At 56.5% G+C, this 14,119-nt stretch carries 17 protein-coding genes; 6 read left to right on the plus strand and 11 right to left on the minus strand.

From position 1 onward, the window contains the following. The first annotated feature begins 436 nt into the window (after positions 1–436). Complete coding sequence (locus tag AAIH70_RS29145) at positions 437–913, plus strand: PRC-barrel domain-containing protein (RefSeq protein ID WP_132281926.1); 477 nt, start codon at positions 437–439, stop codon at positions 911–913. Positions 914–1,051: 138 nt separating this feature from the next. After that, positions 1,052–1,288, plus strand: a complete 237-nt coding sequence (locus AAIH70_RS29150) for a DUF6894 family protein (RefSeq protein WP_132281928.1) — start codon at positions 1,052–1,054, stop codon at positions 1,286–1,288. Here the strand turns inward: AAIH70_RS29150 and AAIH70_RS29155 are convergent. The 7 genes from AAIH70_RS29155 to AAIH70_RS29185 form a co-directional block, all read right to left on the minus strand. Continuing rightward, entirely contained in the window at positions 1,264–1,647 is a 384-nt protein-coding gene (locus AAIH70_RS29155) for a hypothetical protein (RefSeq protein WP_132281930.1), read from the minus strand. The two genes, AAIH70_RS29150 and AAIH70_RS29155, sit on opposite strands and share 25 nt — an antisense overlap. A 60-nt stretch (positions 1,648–1,707) precedes the next feature. Then, positions 1,708–2,013: a hypothetical protein gene (locus AAIH70_RS29160; RefSeq protein WP_430037494.1), complete on the minus strand. Its 306-nt coding sequence runs from the start codon at positions 2,011–2,013 to the stop codon at positions 1,708–1,710. Beyond that, positions 2,013–3,578, minus strand: coding sequence for an IS66 family transposase (gene tnpC / locus AAIH70_RS29165; protein ID WP_430037497.1), 1,566 nt, complete (start codon positions 3,576–3,578; stop codon positions 2,013–2,015). Before tnpC ends, AAIH70_RS29160 begins: the two co-directional genes overlap by 1 nt. 72 nt (positions 3,579–3,650) lie before the next feature. Next, positions 3,651–3,998: an IS66 family insertion sequence element accessory protein TnpB gene (gene tnpB / locus AAIH70_RS29170; protein WP_430037500.1), complete on the minus strand. Its 348-nt coding sequence runs from the start codon at positions 3,996–3,998 to the stop codon at positions 3,651–3,653. Further along, positions 3,995–4,339 carry an IS66-like element accessory protein TnpA gene (gene tnpA / locus AAIH70_RS29175; protein ID WP_209018763.1) on the minus strand — a complete coding sequence of 115 codons (345 nt, stop codon included), beginning with the start codon at positions 4,337–4,339 and terminating at the stop codon, positions 3,995–3,997. Before tnpA ends, tnpB begins: the two co-directional genes overlap by 4 nt. Positions 4,340–5,912: 1,573 nt before the next feature. Then, positions 5,913–6,335: a hypothetical protein gene (locus tag AAIH70_RS29180; RefSeq protein WP_430037503.1), complete on the minus strand. Its 423-nt coding sequence runs from the start codon at positions 6,333–6,335 to the stop codon at positions 5,913–5,915. Continuing rightward, the gene (locus AAIH70_RS29185) at positions 6,325–6,585 is read right to left on the minus strand and encodes a type II toxin-antitoxin system prevent-host-death family antitoxin (RefSeq protein ID WP_132281177.1); all 261 of its coding nucleotides are present in this window, start codon (positions 6,583–6,585) and stop codon (positions 6,325–6,327) included. Before AAIH70_RS29185 ends, AAIH70_RS29180 begins: the two co-directional genes overlap by 11 nt. 393 nt (positions 6,586–6,978) lie before the next feature. On the opposite strand from AAIH70_RS29185, the gene AAIH70_RS29190 reads away from it, so the two are divergent. The 3 genes from AAIH70_RS29190 to AAIH70_RS29200 all read left to right on the plus strand — a co-directional run bounded on the left by AAIH70_RS29190 (position 6,979) and on the right by AAIH70_RS29200 (position 8,731). Continuing rightward, entirely contained in the window at positions 6,979–7,176 is a 198-nt protein-coding gene (locus AAIH70_RS29190) for a hypothetical protein (RefSeq protein ID WP_430037506.1), read from the plus strand. A gap of 69 nt (positions 7,177–7,245) precedes the next feature. Next, positions 7,246–7,650 carry a PAS domain-containing protein gene (locus tag AAIH70_RS29195; RefSeq protein ID WP_132281174.1) on the plus strand — a complete coding sequence of 135 codons (405 nt, stop codon included), beginning with the start codon at positions 7,246–7,248 and terminating at the stop codon, positions 7,648–7,650. 700 nt (positions 7,651–8,350) lie between these two features. Next, a complete protein-coding gene (locus tag AAIH70_RS29200) occupies positions 8,351–8,731 on the plus strand; it encodes a response regulator (protein ID WP_132281171.1) in 381 nt (126 codons plus the stop codon). 21 nt (positions 8,732–8,752) lie between these two features. On the opposite strand, the gene AAIH70_RS29205 is transcribed toward AAIH70_RS29200, so the two are convergent. From AAIH70_RS29205 to AAIH70_RS29220, 4 genes are all read right to left on the minus strand, one after another. Next, positions 8,753–9,835 carry a sensor histidine kinase gene (locus AAIH70_RS29205; protein ID WP_245519410.1) on the minus strand — a complete coding sequence of 361 codons (1,083 nt, stop codon included), beginning with the start codon at positions 9,833–9,835 and terminating at the stop codon, positions 8,753–8,755. A 132-nt stretch (positions 9,836–9,967) separates the two neighbouring features. After that, complete coding sequence (locus tag AAIH70_RS29210; RefSeq protein ID WP_132281168.1) at positions 9,968–10,339, minus strand: response regulator; 372 nt, start codon at positions 10,337–10,339, stop codon at positions 9,968–9,970. Beyond that, entirely contained in the window at positions 10,340–11,803 is a 1,464-nt protein-coding gene (locus tag AAIH70_RS29215; RefSeq protein ID WP_132281165.1) for a PAS domain-containing sensor histidine kinase, read from the minus strand. It abuts the gene before it with no gap. A gap of 109 nt (positions 11,804–11,912) precedes the next feature. After that, the gene (locus tag AAIH70_RS29220; RefSeq protein WP_132281162.1) at positions 11,913–13,121 is read right to left on the minus strand and encodes a sensor histidine kinase; all 1,209 of its coding nucleotides are present in this window, start codon (positions 13,119–13,121) and stop codon (positions 11,913–11,915) included. A 430-nt stretch (positions 13,122–13,551) separates the two neighbouring features. On the opposite strand from AAIH70_RS29220, the gene AAIH70_RS29225 reads away from it, so the two are divergent. Beyond that, positions 13,552–14,118 (plus strand): hypothetical protein, encoded by a 567-nt coding sequence (locus AAIH70_RS29225; protein ID WP_430037513.1) that lies wholly within the window; start codon positions 13,552–13,554, stop codon positions 14,116–14,118. Position 14,119 lies beyond the last annotated feature (1 nt).

Genomic DNA, 14,119 nt, shown 5'->3' on the forward strand with positions numbered 1-14,119 from the left:
CTCGTTAATCTTCGTCAGTCTGTTAGTGGCTGGCGTGCTTTAGGAACTTCTGACTTCTTGTCGCATTGTTCTGTTGACCGAGGAGAAGACTATGCACACGGCGCGCCCAGTCCCGAAATACACTCGAAGAGCTTCAGTTGTCGTACGAACTCAGCATAGCTCAAGCCATGAACATTCTCGACAAGTTTGGCAGTGAGAAAACCCGGATCGATCGATTCATGCGTCGTTGTAATCAGCGACGTCGCATAGCGGCAGCCGGAAACAATCGCGACGGTTAAACATCTTCGTATCGCATTTTACCCCAAAACATTCAAAAAAGCAGACCTCGCTACGGCGGGGTCTCTCTTTTCTTGAAGGTTGCGGAACTATCCCGACCCGATCTCGTTACTCACCGTCTTGAAATGACGTAATAACAGACGCATACGAGGAAATACTCATGAAGAAGATGATTGCCGCCGCCATTACAGTTGCGATGATGGGCACTGCTGCTTATGCGCAGCAGCCTGCTGCACCGGCAGCCCCGGCAGCTGTGGAGCCGGCCGCATCTGGCGCCGATGCAACTATGGTCGGTCCTGGCCTCACTATGGGCAAGGCAGCTACCATGCCGCTCAAGCACGTAGAGATCAAAGGCGCCGATCTCGTGACGTCGAAGCTTGTCGGCATGAACATCTATAACAAGGAAAATGAGGAAGTTGGCGAGATTTCCGATATCGTCATTGGTGATGGTAAATCGGTGATCGGAGTGATCGCGAGCGTTGGCGGCTTCCTGGGCCTCGGCAGCAGCTACGTCGTAATCGACCCGGCATCTATGGCCATCGCTGACGACAACGGCACGTGGAAGGCGTATGTCGACACGAACAAGGAAGACCTCACTGCAGCTCCGAAGTTCGATTACGACAAGATGAAGAAGTAATCATCACATGTGTCGCTTCTGACGGCTACCACGGATGTACTGGAGCGGATAGAGTCGACATTAAGGGCCGGGCGTGGAAACGTCGCGGTCCTTTTTTCTCATGATTTCGTTAGATAGCTCTAATGGCACTGGTGCGACATGACAAAATTTCACTTTCAGGTTCGGAACTCTAACGGCTCTTTGGGCGAAACTTTCGAAGCCGATTTCATTTCAGCAGCTGAAGCGAGATCAGAAGCGGTGCGGGCGGCAAGGGAAATGGTTTCGGACGGCCTATGGCACGGGCGGCCTATTGCCAATGAAACATTTGAAATCACTTCCGAAGACGGCGAAATTGTCGAAGCAGTGCCGTTTCAGTCGGTGGTTAATTTCGATTGATCAATCGCGGCTGAGAGCGAACTCGCCAGATGTTCTCGCGACGACGGTTTAGCTAACCAAGGAAAGTCCGCGAAGAACGTGCCGTGATAGTCGGGATCGAAACTCGTTCCTGAGTGAATAACAGTTGGTACGCCTAAGCTTCGAAGCGCACCTGCAACTGGCTCACAGTTTTTGCCGCGCACGTGAAAGTCAATGACAGCCGCGTCCGGTTTTTCCCTGCTAAGATAGTCCAGGGCCTCACTAACGCTCGGAACGACCGTGACGCGAGCGAAACCTAAGTCGAAAAGCATAGCTTCCACGTCGAGTGCGATCAGCATTTCGTCGTCGAGAACGAGAGCGGTCTTGTTTTGTTCTTGCATGGACCTCTGTAGCACGGTGAGCGTCCGGCGAACGCACTTTTCGGGTGTGAGAGATGGAAGCTATAGGTCGCGTTTCATTTCATCGGCCATGATGCGTTCGATTATTTCAGGATCGCACTGTGTGTCGATGAGGAACTCGCCTATACCGCCATCCCACATTCTGATGTCGGCGAGCAGGCTTTGAAGTTCTTCGATGCCATTCTCGGTCAAACCCTTCGTGCCACCTTCAGTGCCATCGCTAACGTAAACCAGTTCACCCTCGGAGATGTTGTCCGAGTTTGCGGTCACCTCTTCGATCAGTTCGAGGTTCTCGCCGATCATGCCGGCGACTTGGCTGAGTGTGTAGATGAACCTCGAGCGTGCCATCAGAGGGCCTCGTATGAAGCGTTTGCTGGCGTCCAGTTCCAGGGCAGCAGGTCTTCAATTCGATCCTTGGGATGATCCTGGATCCGAGCGAGGACATCTGTCAGATACACCTCCGGATTTTGGCCGTGCAATTTGACCGTTTCGATGATGGTCAGGATGTTGGCGATGCGCTCGCCGCCCTTATCGGAGCCGGCGAAGAGCCAGTTTTTTCTTCCGATCCCAAGCGGACGCATCGCGCGCTCGGCTACGTTGTTATCGATTTCGACGCGGCCATCGTCGACGTAGACACTTAGGGCTGCCCATCGCGACAGCGCATATCGCATTGCCTCGGCGAGCTTCTGCTTCTGTGGCAGCGTCGAAAGCATGGCTTCGATCCAGACTTTCAGCTCGTCCAGAATGGGTCTGGCGTGTTGTTGCCGCAGGCTACGCCGCTCATCAGCCGACATGCCTCGGATACGGTTCTCGATATCGTAGAGAGCGCCGATGCGCGACAGTGCTTCCTCAGCGATCGGAGAAGGCTTCAGCTTGATCACATCATGGAACTTGCGGCGCACATGCGCCATGCAGGCGGCTTCAATGATTTGGTTGCCGTAGAGCTTTTTGTAACCTCCGTAGCCGTCGGCATGCATGACGCCGCTGAAGTTTGCGAGGTGGTCAGCCGGATGCGCGCCTTTGCGGTCAGGGCTGTAGTAATAGGCGATGGCTGCGGGAGTGGCGGACTGATAGCCACTGCCGTCGAAGACGTAGACCCAGACCCTGCCGGTTTTTGTCTTGCCCCGTCCGGGGTCGAGAACATCGACCGGGGTATCGTCCGTATGTATTCGGTCGAGCGCGGCGATATGGGCCCTGATGGCAAGGACGAGTGGCGCAAGCAGACCTGATACGCGGCCGACCCAGTCAGCCATTACGGATCGGGAGATGTCTATCCCCAACCGGTAATACATCTCGGACAGGCGGTAGAGAGGAATGTGATCGTCGAATTTTGCGATCATGATATGGGCGAGCAGCCCCGGTCCGGGTTTGCCGCGCTCGATCGGCAAGGTCGGCATCTCGCCAGCCACTGTCGTATCGCATTCCCTGCAGATCATGCGCTTTTCGACATGCCGGACAATCTTGACTGACGCCGGCACGTGCTCCAGCACCTGGACCACTCTGTCGGCCGCCTTCAGGAACGAAGTGCCACCGCAGGTCGGGCAATTGCACGGAGCCGCATAGACCAGTTCTTCGGTGGTGAGATCATCGGGTAGAGGCTTGCGCTTCGGCTTCTCGGATGCGTCATCCAACTCCGGCAGAGGAGTTTTCCCGGAGCGCAGCTCAGCTTCGGCACGAGAGGCCTCGATCTCCTCCAGCATCAGCTCGAACTGCTCGATCTTCCGGTCGATCTTTTCCGAAGACGCGCCATGTTGCCGATGTCGGAGAAGCTCCAGTTGCGCGCGAAGAAGCCCGATTATGGAGTCTCGCTTGATGACCTCGGCTTCCTGGCTCTCAAGTTTCGCCGCCTGTTCCGCGACGAGTGCGCGCAAAGCAGTGAGCTCGTCCTGACTGTCCAGCGGCGCTGTTTCCATACTCGCGAATCTAGCCGATTTGCAAATGACGCGCCAGCGTGAAGCCTCGGATGCCCCTGCAAAATATGGCTTTTATCCCGTTCGGCCGGGAGCGGACGTCCACGCCGGGCGTCGCCAATCAATCCCCTCAACGAGCATGGAAAGCTGCGCCCGCGTCAAGGGCGCTACACCCTCCTTCGCCGTCGGCCATGGAAAGTACCCGCGCTCCAAAATCTTGTAGAACAGGCAGAACCCTTGGCCGTCCCACCAGAGGAGTTTGATCCGGTCAGCGCGCTTTCCGCGGAAGCCGAAGATCGCGCCCGAGCCCGGCGCCTCCTTCACGACCGTTTCGACCAGCGCCGATAGGCCATCGATGCCACGCCGCATATCGGTCACTCCGCAGGCCAGGTAGACCCGCACATTCCCCGATGGCCCGATCATGCCGCCTCCACGCAAGCGACGAGCAGGCCAAGCAGTTTCAACTCGACGTCAACCGGAACCTTCAAGCTCCGACCGTTTCGAAGCAAGATCTCGACGATCGCCGGCCTCGTTGCTGCGGTAGACGGCTGGCTTACGCCAACGTCCTCGGTGATTTCCACTGGGAGGAATACCGTTGGCCGATCGGCATAGCTGAATGATTGCCGCCACAAGCGGATCTGGCCCGGATGAATGTCGTTCCGGCGCGCCACATCCCCGATGCGAGCACCGGGCTCATCAGCTTCCGCAAGTATCCTCAGCTTCGCCTCGTCCGACCAACGCCGTCTGCGCTCGGTACCGGACATGATCTCTATGCGAGCCATGTAACCTCTTTGTTCTGGTATTAATGTCAGCACTAATGCTGGTTCTAATGCCAGAACATCGCTTGATTTGTCCGATCAGCAAAAACAGCTCACCGGACGCTCACGTAGCACGCCATAGGTTGAGGGCTATATATAATGTTAATGCCCAGTTGGATGCGGCGTCATGCAGCGCTTAACCCGTTGGCTCTGGAACAAGTATCACACGACAGAGTTGTGATGATCAATCGCAGGAGCCGAAGCCTATGGATAGAAAAGTTGATCCACCAGTCGTCGAGGATGCGACAGAAGCCCGGCAAGGACGAACAGGCATGCCGGTACTTCTCGTTCTTGCGGCGGGCCTGATCTTGGCGCTTATCGCATGGGGATCGGCAGAGTGGTGGGGAGAGGCAACGGATTCTCCAACGGAGCAAAGTACAGCCGCTCCACCGGCGGCGCCGGCGCCCCCTAGTCAGGCACCTACAGCGGGAACCGGCAACACCGCTCCGACGGAAAGCATACCGCATTCGCAGAGCGGTTCAGGTGGTCCGGTACCGACAACGAACCCGTCGGGAACGACGACTGTGAAGCCATGATCTGTGCGTCGCACTAGTGTTGTGTAACCTTCGCTTCACCGTACTACAGCTCCTGATAGCTCCCAGCAGCACCATTTCAAAACTATGAAGGGCTGTGTGCTGCGCGCGGTGCCCGATAGACTATTCTGTAAGAACTGCGCTGGCAGGGCGGGCGTAGGAAAAGATATATAGTGAAGACTCGGAAGTTTCATTGAAACTAACAGGTTCCAGTATGGGGTGCTGTTCACACGGATGGTTCGGATCCCTTGAAAGCTAAGAAGGCCACCTGCCTACGCGGCGCATTGAAGATAGACTCCGTTTCGGCTTTTCGAGCATGATGTGGAGAGGCAGGTCCAGATTGGTAGACCTGTTGTGACGAGGTGACACGATAGAATATTGTTCTTCTTCCGATTTCCCAGCTTTTTCGGGAATGTCGATTGGGACTAAGTCCCTGCCACCAGAGTCAAGAGTTCCGTCCATTGCGCCTCACATTTCTAGTCCTCATTGCCATTTTTGCGCTTTCCTCATGTGCCCGACCGGGACCTGAGACCCTGATGGTTGTCTCTCCTGTTCACCAGGCGACGCGTGTTGCGTGAGCGTCCGGTGAGCTGTTTTTGCTGATCGGACAAATCAAGCGATGTTCTGGCATTAGAACCAGCGTCGGCCGCATCGCCACCTGCTTGGTACGATGAAGTCAGGCTGATACAGGCATCTTCGGTCTTGTCGATCGAAAGGCGCTTAACAGCTTTTGCAATTGAAGCCCGAAATGCAGCAAACTTGCGAGGGTTCGAAGCCTTCGCTTTGGCAATATATGAGCGAGCTAAGTCGTTTAACTGATCGTACCATTGACGGCAGTGGTCTTCATTGTACCCCCACACAACTGAAATAGGGGGTCGACGGTTCAATTAGGTTCAAGAGCAAGACCGTCATCGGTGGGCGTGGCTGCTCCAACACTAGCCGGAATGATGGTGGGTAGTTAACTCGCGAAAATCGAATCTAGCGATTCAATCCATTCTGTTTATCCGGCGGCCTGAATTTCTGGAAGCTTCGCCAAAGGCCGCCGCAATCTTCATCATGAACGCCTTGCTGAAACGACCGAGTGTCTTCTCGTCTGGCTCGATATACCAAGAACGCTCAGCCACATCGTAATTGTATTCATCGACCATCACCCAACAGCGCTTCAGATCGCTCAGGCCGGCTCGACGTGCCTCCGTATCAGGGATTTCCAAGGCGGCGCGGTCGGTCTGTGGCGGTTGCGTTGTCACTGCGAGAAGAGCCAGGTGGGTAACGCCGTCCTTGGCACTACGAACCGCAACGACGACGCAGGTCGGGCGCGACTTGCGTCCTTCAGTCTCACCACGCTCATCCTGCCAACTCCATAGATACGGATAGCTGATTATCTGACCGGGAAGGAACTCACGGCTCATCGCCGTAGCCTTCACCACGCGCCAACCGATCGATTTCTGCACCAAACAGCTCTATATGCTCATCGGGCATGTCCGCGGCCCGATGAGGCTTGCGCGGGTCGCCACCGGTGCGCAGCCGTTCATAATGCTCATAGCTCATCAACACGAAGCGTGGCTTCCTGTGTTTGGTGAGAACTACCGGCTCACGGCTGGCCGCATCTGTGACATCGCCGACCTGCTTGTTGAGGTCACCCGTCGTGTAATGGCGCATAGACAATCTCCGAACTGGATATCCAGAATATCTGGAATTTCCAGATTATCAAGATATTTCGTTTTTCAGAAAGTTGATGGAGTGACGAGCGCATTTATTTGAATCGGAAATATAAGGCCGAGATCTGCTCTGCGAAAACGAGACTATCAAATTATGGGCCGAGGGTTCTGATCCACTCAAGAGCTTCAGCGCTGGCCGCCGCGGAACCCATGTGAGTCAAAATAACGAAACACGTTGCGCGAGCTGCTGCAAACAGTGCGTCGCGCGTCCATCAATCCACTACCTTGATCGTATGAGGTGAAGCGGCCTCGTTGCAAATAAATGAATATACAGAAGATCTAAAACAGCGCATAGGAAGTCAAGGCATCCGCCTCCTCCTTCAGAATTGTATCTATGACCAAAGTTCTCCTTGTTCCGGACACGTCAGGGCCTGCTGATCCATTGTTGGATGATCTGGCTTCCTATCTCACCGGCCTTAGACGACCCGCTCACATCACTCCGGCGCAGCCACTGCATCATAGGTCGTCCAGCCCTGGTGTCATGGCCGTTCTACAGATGCTGGAAGAACTCTACATCACCAAGCGGGACTGACGCACCAATACCCTTGAAACAACATTCACGAGCGCTAAAGTACGAATCGACGTGAAGACAGGAGATTTGATGCGTCAAATAGTGGAGCTAAACTTTGAAGCCGCGTTGATGGGCGGCAGCGTGCCGGATGCAGGTTTTTACTCGTGGGACCTACCTGAAAATATTCTCTACGCAGACAGCGCACTGGCCGCTTTGTTCGGGCTAGATCCAGATCTTGCGGAGAGAGGATTGCCGATAGAGGCATATCTCGCGCGCGTCCATCCCGATGATCGTCCGCGTCTCGCGAAAACCATACGTGACAGTATCGTCGGGCATCTACCGCAGCAGGAGACCTACCGCGTGCTCAACGCGACAGGCGCGTACGTCGCCGTGGCATCGTATGGTCGCGGCTTCCGGGACGCCAGTGGCAGCCCGGTGAGATATGTCGGTATCGTCATTCCCGCCGATGCTGATCAGCAAGAGACGTCGCATTGAATGACTGAACGTGCTACCGGGCGGTGGCACGGGGGCCTATGCTTTAAATTCATTCGCTCCTCCCGCTGCAACCTAGGCCGTCCTTGATTTTGCACTGTTGGCGACAACTCCAAACGAATGTCTTCGGGCCAAATGATCACACATCTCGGACGCGATCATCGACTCGTCAGACCGGGCGTCCGCGATCATTGGGGTGGCTGTTGCTGGCGGAGGGTGATCGGAAACTCCAATTTCAGCCCGAGCGAAACCATGCAGAACATTGAATACCTCGTGCCAGATGTCTTCTCCGTTCAGTAAGTCCAAATCTTCGACGATGGCGAATATGGTGCGGTCGACAATCCGTCGGCATACCTCTTCGTCCACTGTATAGAGCGATGCCCTCTGATAGAGCCTTCGACGAAGTTCGGCATTGTCTGCTGCGTGGATTGAGGGGAGTGACATGTCCCTCCTCCTGTAATCAGGCAGGCAAGAGCACGTACGAACCCTTAGCCGCCACCGCCTACGAATTCGTGTGGTGACGATAGTAAACAGTCTACGCCGATAACGGGGGAAGTCGATACCGCAAAGATTTGGCATCTCAGAAACGGGTTGAAGGTCAGGCCCGGGCTCCGCGCCAATGCTCCGTTATTTCGATGGAAACTAGACATCTAAGGAACAGAATTCGGGTCTGGCGCTTATGTGCTGAACATGGGAGCTGAACATGGGAGCTGATGAAATGCGAGAGCCGATTGCCTTGGTCGTTGACGACGAACCGTTGATCAGAATGGATACCGCCGACATAGTGTCGTCAGCAGGCTATCACGTCATTGAGGCAAGGAACGCCGACGAAGCATTCAAACTTCTCGCCAAGCACAGCTCCCTCAAACTTTTGATGACGGACATCCAGATGCCAGGCCAGATGGATGGCTTGGCTCTCGCCCGCTACGTCGGCGAACATTGGCCCGAGGTGCATGTCGTTGTCGCCTCGGGCGCTATCGTTCCGGCTCATAACGATCTGCCGGAGCGGGCGCGGTTCTTGGGAAAGCCGCTGAACGAAGCCTTGGTGATCGAAACACTTCAGGAACTCGAACGTGAAGCGTGAGTGCGGTCGGGATGACAGCGCTCAACCGATTTCCACTTGGTCCGATTGTCCCGAGTGGATGATACCTTCAAGCTCAAACCTGACACCGTCGGGATTATAGAGGGTTCGGCCCTGGCCCTCGAAATAAGCCGCCACAATCTTGTTCGTCAGTCGCGAACCGAACCCGGTTCTCGCAGGCTTTGCGACCGCGGGGCCGCCAACCTCCTGCCAGGTGAAGGTGAAACGATCTCCGGCGGTCAAATCCCACGAGATTTCGACCTTGCCGGCATCGTCTGACAGGGCTCCGTATTTGACGGCATTCGTTGCCAGCTCGTAGACGGCAAGCGATAGCCCAACTGCTTGCTGGGATGCCACCCGCGTATCCGGGCCGCTGATGACGGCCCGGTCAGGGCGATCTAGGTGCGCCTTCATCGCGGCCTCGACGATACCGCGGACGGGTGTGTCTTCCGCCGACTCGTGGAGAAGCTCCTGGGCGTTTCCGAGTGCTGTGATGCGGTCTGCGACGGTCGCCCGCGCCTGTTCGAGACTTGTCGCCTGGCGAAGCGTGGAGGACACGACTGCACCTGCCACTGCAAGCGTATTTTTGACACGGTGGACCAGTTCGCGCTGTAGTGCGTTCTGGTTCCTGCGAGCTATGACCCCCGCGGTCGCGTCGATCGCCACGTTCATCATCCCTTTCACCTCGCCCTCTTCGAAGAGCGGGCTGTAGGAAAATGTCCAAAAGGTCTCTTCATCGAAGCCGTTGCGGGTCATGACGAGCGGCAACTCTTCGGCCCAGGTGCCGTCTCCAGACATGGCCTGATCAACGAACGGCTTGATGTCGGACCAGATGTCCGACCAGACAACATTGGCAGGCTGGCCAAGCGCACCGTGTTCCTTAGCCCCAAGAAGCGGCGCATAGGCATCGTTGTAAAGCATCGTGAACTGCTCGCCCCAGAACATGCAGATCGGGTGTCGCTGACCAAGCATCAGCGAGACAATCGCTTCGAGCGCCTTCGACCAAGAGGATATCGGCCCGAGTGGCGTCGAGGCCCAGTTGAACTCTGCTGTCATTCGGCCCATGCGGCCGGCCCCGAAAGTCGGATGTTGGATGATGCTGTCCATGGACCTCTCGCCATTCGGTGTGTCGACATGAGCGAAGGGAGGGCCGACAAGTGCCCCTCGCACTATAGGGTATTGAAAGCAGCCATGTTGATAAATCTCATGGATGCCGTTGAACGACTAGGCCGCCGAGACCTAAGTGGTGGCCTCGATGCCCATTTCGGCGAGTGTAGCACCCAGTAGCCGTTCCGATATGGGCTTAGAAAGAAACCGTGCGCCTTCAGGCAGGCTGCCTTGGTCCGGCGAGTACCGCCCTGATATTACGATGATCTTGCAGTCGGGCCAGCGTGAGGCGGTGAGATTGGCGAGCTTGATGCCGTTCATCGATCCAGGCATGTCGATGTCAGTCAGCATTGCACTCACTGTCGTCTGCGTCTCAAGAATGACGAGGGCTTGATCGGCATTCGCCGCTTCAAGCACGGTGAAGCCACTGTCACCGAGCACGTCGGCCAAATCCATCCGGATCAGGCCGTCGTCTTCTACAACGAGGATGGGGAGCTGAGCCATTCAGTGTTCCTGCTGGAAGCCGTCGAGGTCGGCGCCTATCACGCAGACCAGACCGTCGGGCGGGTAAGAGAATTCCACGGTGCTGTCGGATGTGCCATTGAGGCCGGCGTTGATCAGCCTCATGCCTGAGCCAAGAGTTTCTGGCTGCGCAACAGGCGGTCCTCCGCTCTCGCTCCAGATCAGTTCGAAGCGGTCGGATTTTGGCCCGGTAACCATCCACCGTATGCTGACGCGCCCGTCCGGCTCGGAGAGGGCGCCGAACTTGGTCGCATTCGTCGCCAGCTCATGAAGGATCAGCGACAGCGAAAGGGATGGACGAGAGCCAACCTTCACCCTCGTTCCGGAAACGGTGATGCGCGGATTGGCCGGGTCGTCGTGGGTCGATATAATTTGCTCGACCAGTTGATTGACGGTCGAAGCGCCCACTCCTCCGAGCAAGATCGTATCGTGGGCAGCGCTTAACACGCCAATACGGTCAGACAGGCGAAGTCGGGCACTGGCAAGATCCGGCGAGTTTCGAAGTGTCTGTGACGCGATGGCCTGGATCATGGCAAGCTGGTTCTTGAGGCGATGCCCAAGCTCATGGGAGAGCAGTTCCTGCTTCTGCTGCTCTGCACGAAGGTCGGTTACGTCGAGCGCCTGGACCAGAATACCGCTCACCGTCCCATCGTCCTCCCGCATCGGCTGGTATACGAGATCGATGACGCGGTTCTGCTTTTCGCCGGCAGTCCCGCGGTTTAGCTCGATCTCGAGATTTTTCGCGACAAAAGGCTCGCCCGTCCGATAAACGCCGTCGAGAATGTCAATATAGCCCTGCCGAACGACCTCGGAAACCGCATCGGCGACCGTCTTGCCGATGATCTCACGGTCCGTTCCGATCATCGAATAGTATACTTCATTTGCATATTCGAAGACGTGGTCAGGACCGCCCAGTAGTGCGATGCCGCCGGGGCTCAACTCGAACACCTGTTCGAAACGTTCTCGCAACGTCCGCTCCGCCTTGCGCTCTGCGACGGTCGCGGTCTGTTCGGTGCAGGCACAGAACATCCCCAGCACCGTTCCCCAGGGGTCTCGAACCGGCGTGTAGGAGAACGCGAAATGGGTCTCTTCAGGGTAACCGTTGCGGTGCATGACGAACTCGATGTCTTCCATCGAGGTGCCTTGTCCGGCGAAGGCTGCGGATATGATCGGTTCAACCTGGTCCCAGATGTCGTGCCAGAGCTCACCGAAGGGCCGGCCGAATGCAGCCGGATGCCGGTGGCCACACATGGCAGCGTAGCCGTCATTGTAAAGCGTGGTTTGAGATGGTCCCCAGACTATGAGCATCGGCTGCAGAGAGCCGAGCATAACATTCACGAGAGTCCTAAGCTCGACGCTCCAGCCATCCACCGGCCCCACGCTCGCCGTGTCCCAATCGAATTCGTTGCATAGCCTGCGGCATTCTGGGTTGGTTTCCAGCGCCAAATCCTGTCGTCCCTTTTTTTCCCGCGCGACCTAACGCATGGACTTGTAATTCGTTCCAGCTAGCGCGCCGTTCTCGCCATTTCCACCAAAGCTTTTAACGCCTCGGCCATCAGGTCGACGGTTGGTCAGCTGATGTTCCAGATTTATCCGGCGGGCCCTCGAGAGCTGACAACGGGAGGCCGATCACGACATCCAGCCCCTCGCTGCTCCAACTATAAGTGATTTCTCCCCGCAGCCCCTGGACACTCCGCGTCACAAGCGTTGAGCCGAAGCCAGAAACCGACGGTTCGGAGACCGTTGGCCCACCGCGTTCGCTCCACACGATCTCGATTTTGTCGGATCGCACGCATGACACCACCAGCCGTCCCTCAAGTGTGCTTAGAGATCCATATTTGGCGGCATTCGTTGCCAGTTCATGCAGAACGAGCGCAATGGCGGTGATGTTGTTCGACGAGACGAATACATCATCACCTCCGACGAGCGCCAGCCTCTGCTTGTCTTCGTCTTCAACATAGGGCGCAAGGATATCGGTGATCACCCGATGCAAGGACACGTCTGACGGAGGCTCCACACTCTCCAGCGAGAAGACGGGTTGCACCAAATCATGTGCTTTACTCAGTGCCGTCAGCCTCGATGTGACAATGGCTGCCAGTTCAGTCGCCGTTGATACCGTGCGCGCACTCATCTTAAGCAGGGAATTTGTCAGGGCAAACACGTTCTTGACCCTGTGGTTCAGTTCTCTCAGGAGCAGCACACGTTGCTCTTCGGCTCGCTCCCGCGCCTGTTCGTAGTTGTATCGCTCTATTGCGATCGCTATCGTACGGGTCACCATGCCAATCACTTCGATATCGCGCTCGGTCGGCTCCTTGGGCTCGTGATAGTAGTTCGCAAACGTCCCGAGAATACGTCCGTCGGCCGCCTTGATCGGCATCGACCAACATGCGCGCAAACCATGGCCAAGTGCGAGTTCCCTGAAGTCCGCCCATAGCGGGTCGGTATCGATGTCGGAAACCATCACCGCCTCTCCGGAAAACGCTGCCGTTCCGCAAGAACCTATCCCATGCCCGACTGGAATGCCGTCGATCGCTGCATTGTATTCTGAAGGAAGGCTGGGTGCCGCGCCTTCGAGCAGGCTTTTTCCGTCTTCTGAAAGCAGAAGGACGGAGGCGAGCAACTCGCCGTTTGCGGGTTTCTCGACGAGGAGAATGATGTCGCTCAGCACGTCCTTGATCGGACCGCCAAGCGCGACGCGAGCGAGGATGTCTCGCTCTGCGATAATGAGTTCAGACTGAATTGAGGGGATGTTCATCACAGTCATCGGCGGCGCCTCGGTTCGGAAGCCGGGACTTCCGACCGCATGTAGCCCTTAGATAGGGCAGCACACCTACGATGCCAGTGATTTAAGCTGCTTGGTTTTGAACAAGGTTCGCCGGGAGCGTTTCGCTCCCGGCGATGTCGTAGACGGTTGTATCAGACGCGATGCGTAATGGTTTCTGAAACGACGACGTTGCGCTTAGCCGCTCACTCGTTGTTTCAACGGTTTCACTGGGCCTGAAGGTCTCGGGCCAATGGGTCCCGGAGCCGACAAGCATATGTCGTGTGTCAATTATCAGGTGGAACTTAAACAGCAGCCTGTGGTTTAGATCACGAGCACTCTGACAATTCCTGTCAAACCTCATCCCCCACAAAACGGCTGTTTCGCTGCTGGATAGCTGCGTCCAGAAGTTGTGTCTTCCCGGAGCATTCATATGGACCGCCGTACAATTCTGACCGGCCTCTTGGCCGTTGGCGCAGCCCCCATTATTCTGGCGCAGACGCGTCTGGTCTTGGCTGCAACCCCATTGGCGGCAATGCCGATCACGTCGTTTGCAGACGTCAAAACCGCCGCGCAGTTCTATTCGACCGTGATCGGCCGCGCCGAAATTTCCCTCGCCACCTCGCAGGTCGCTTCGGAAAAAGCCACCCAGAAGAACGCGCTTGAGTTCGCCGGTTTCGAGCTGGGTGAAGCTATCACCGTCAACATGGTTCTCAAGGACACGGGTGCGATGGGCCCAGGCATGGATGCGGATGCGCATGGCATGGTCGAAAAGGTGGTGTCTGCCGGAAAAGGCAAGGCGTTCGACAAAGCCTATATCGGCCTCCAGCTCGAGAACCACGAGTACCTGCGCGACCTCGCCGATGCCTTCATCCACAACTCCACCGGGGTGACAGACCCGGCCGAGGTTCAGGGGCGCCATCTCAGCATGCTGATGCTGGCCGTGTTCAAGGAACATGTCGCGATCTGCAAGCGCATCACCAAAGAGCTCGACGCGTAAG

It is taken from the genome of Neorhizobium sp. BT27B (assembly GCF_050455485.1).
GTDB lineage: Bacteria > Pseudomonadota > Alphaproteobacteria > Rhizobiales > Rhizobiaceae > Neorhizobium.

Excerpts from the sequence above, each read along its gene's own strand:
- AAIH70_RS29145 (WP_132281926.1), top strand. The coding sequence starts at position 437 with ATGAAGAAGATGATTGCCGCCGCCATTACAGTTGCGATGATGGGCACT.
- AAIH70_RS29150 (WP_132281928.1), top strand. The coding sequence starts at position 1,052 with ATGACAAAATTTCACTTTCAGGTTCGGAACTCTAACGGCTCTTTGGGC.
- AAIH70_RS29155 (WP_132281930.1), bottom strand. The coding sequence starts at position 1,647 with ATGCAAGAACAAAACAAGACCGCTCTCGTTCTCGACGACGAAATGCTG.
- AAIH70_RS29160 (WP_430037494.1), bottom strand. The coding sequence starts at position 2,013 with ATGGCACGCTCGAGGTTCATCTACACACTCAGCCAAGTCGCCGGCATG.
- tnpC (WP_430037497.1), bottom strand. The coding sequence starts at position 3,578 with ATGGAAACAGCGCCGCTGGACAGTCAGGACGAGCTCACTGCTTTGCGC.
- tnpB (WP_430037500.1), bottom strand. The coding sequence starts at position 3,998 with ATGATCGGGCCATCGGGGAATGTGCGGGTCTACCTGGCCTGCGGAGTG.
- tnpA (WP_209018763.1), bottom strand. The coding sequence starts at position 4,339 with ATGTCCGGTACCGAGCGCAGACGGCGTTGGTCGGACGAGGCGAAGCTG.
- AAIH70_RS29180 (WP_430037503.1), bottom strand. The coding sequence starts at position 6,335 with ATGAGCCGTGAGTTCCTTCCCGGTCAGATAATCAGCTATCCGTATCTA.
- AAIH70_RS29185 (WP_132281177.1), bottom strand. The coding sequence starts at position 6,585 with ATGCGCCATTACACGACGGGTGACCTCAACAAGCAGGTCGGCGATGTC.
- AAIH70_RS29190 (WP_430037506.1), top strand. The coding sequence starts at position 6,979 with ATGACCAAAGTTCTCCTTGTTCCGGACACGTCAGGGCCTGCTGATCCA.
- AAIH70_RS29195 (WP_132281174.1), top strand. The coding sequence starts at position 7,246 with ATGCGTCAAATAGTGGAGCTAAACTTTGAAGCCGCGTTGATGGGCGGC.
- AAIH70_RS29200 (WP_132281171.1), top strand. The coding sequence starts at position 8,351 with ATGGGAGCTGATGAAATGCGAGAGCCGATTGCCTTGGTCGTTGACGAC.
- AAIH70_RS29205 (WP_245519410.1), bottom strand. The coding sequence starts at position 9,835 with ATGGACAGCATCATCCAACATCCGACTTTCGGGGCCGGCCGCATGGGC.
- AAIH70_RS29210 (WP_132281168.1), bottom strand. The coding sequence starts at position 10,339 with ATGGCTCAGCTCCCCATCCTCGTTGTAGAAGACGACGGCCTGATCCGG.
- AAIH70_RS29220 (WP_132281162.1), bottom strand. The coding sequence starts at position 13,121 with ATGACTGTGATGAACATCCCCTCAATTCAGTCTGAACTCATTATCGCA.
- AAIH70_RS29225 (WP_430037513.1), top strand. The coding sequence starts at position 13,552 with ATGGACCGCCGTACAATTCTGACCGGCCTCTTGGCCGTTGGCGCAGCC.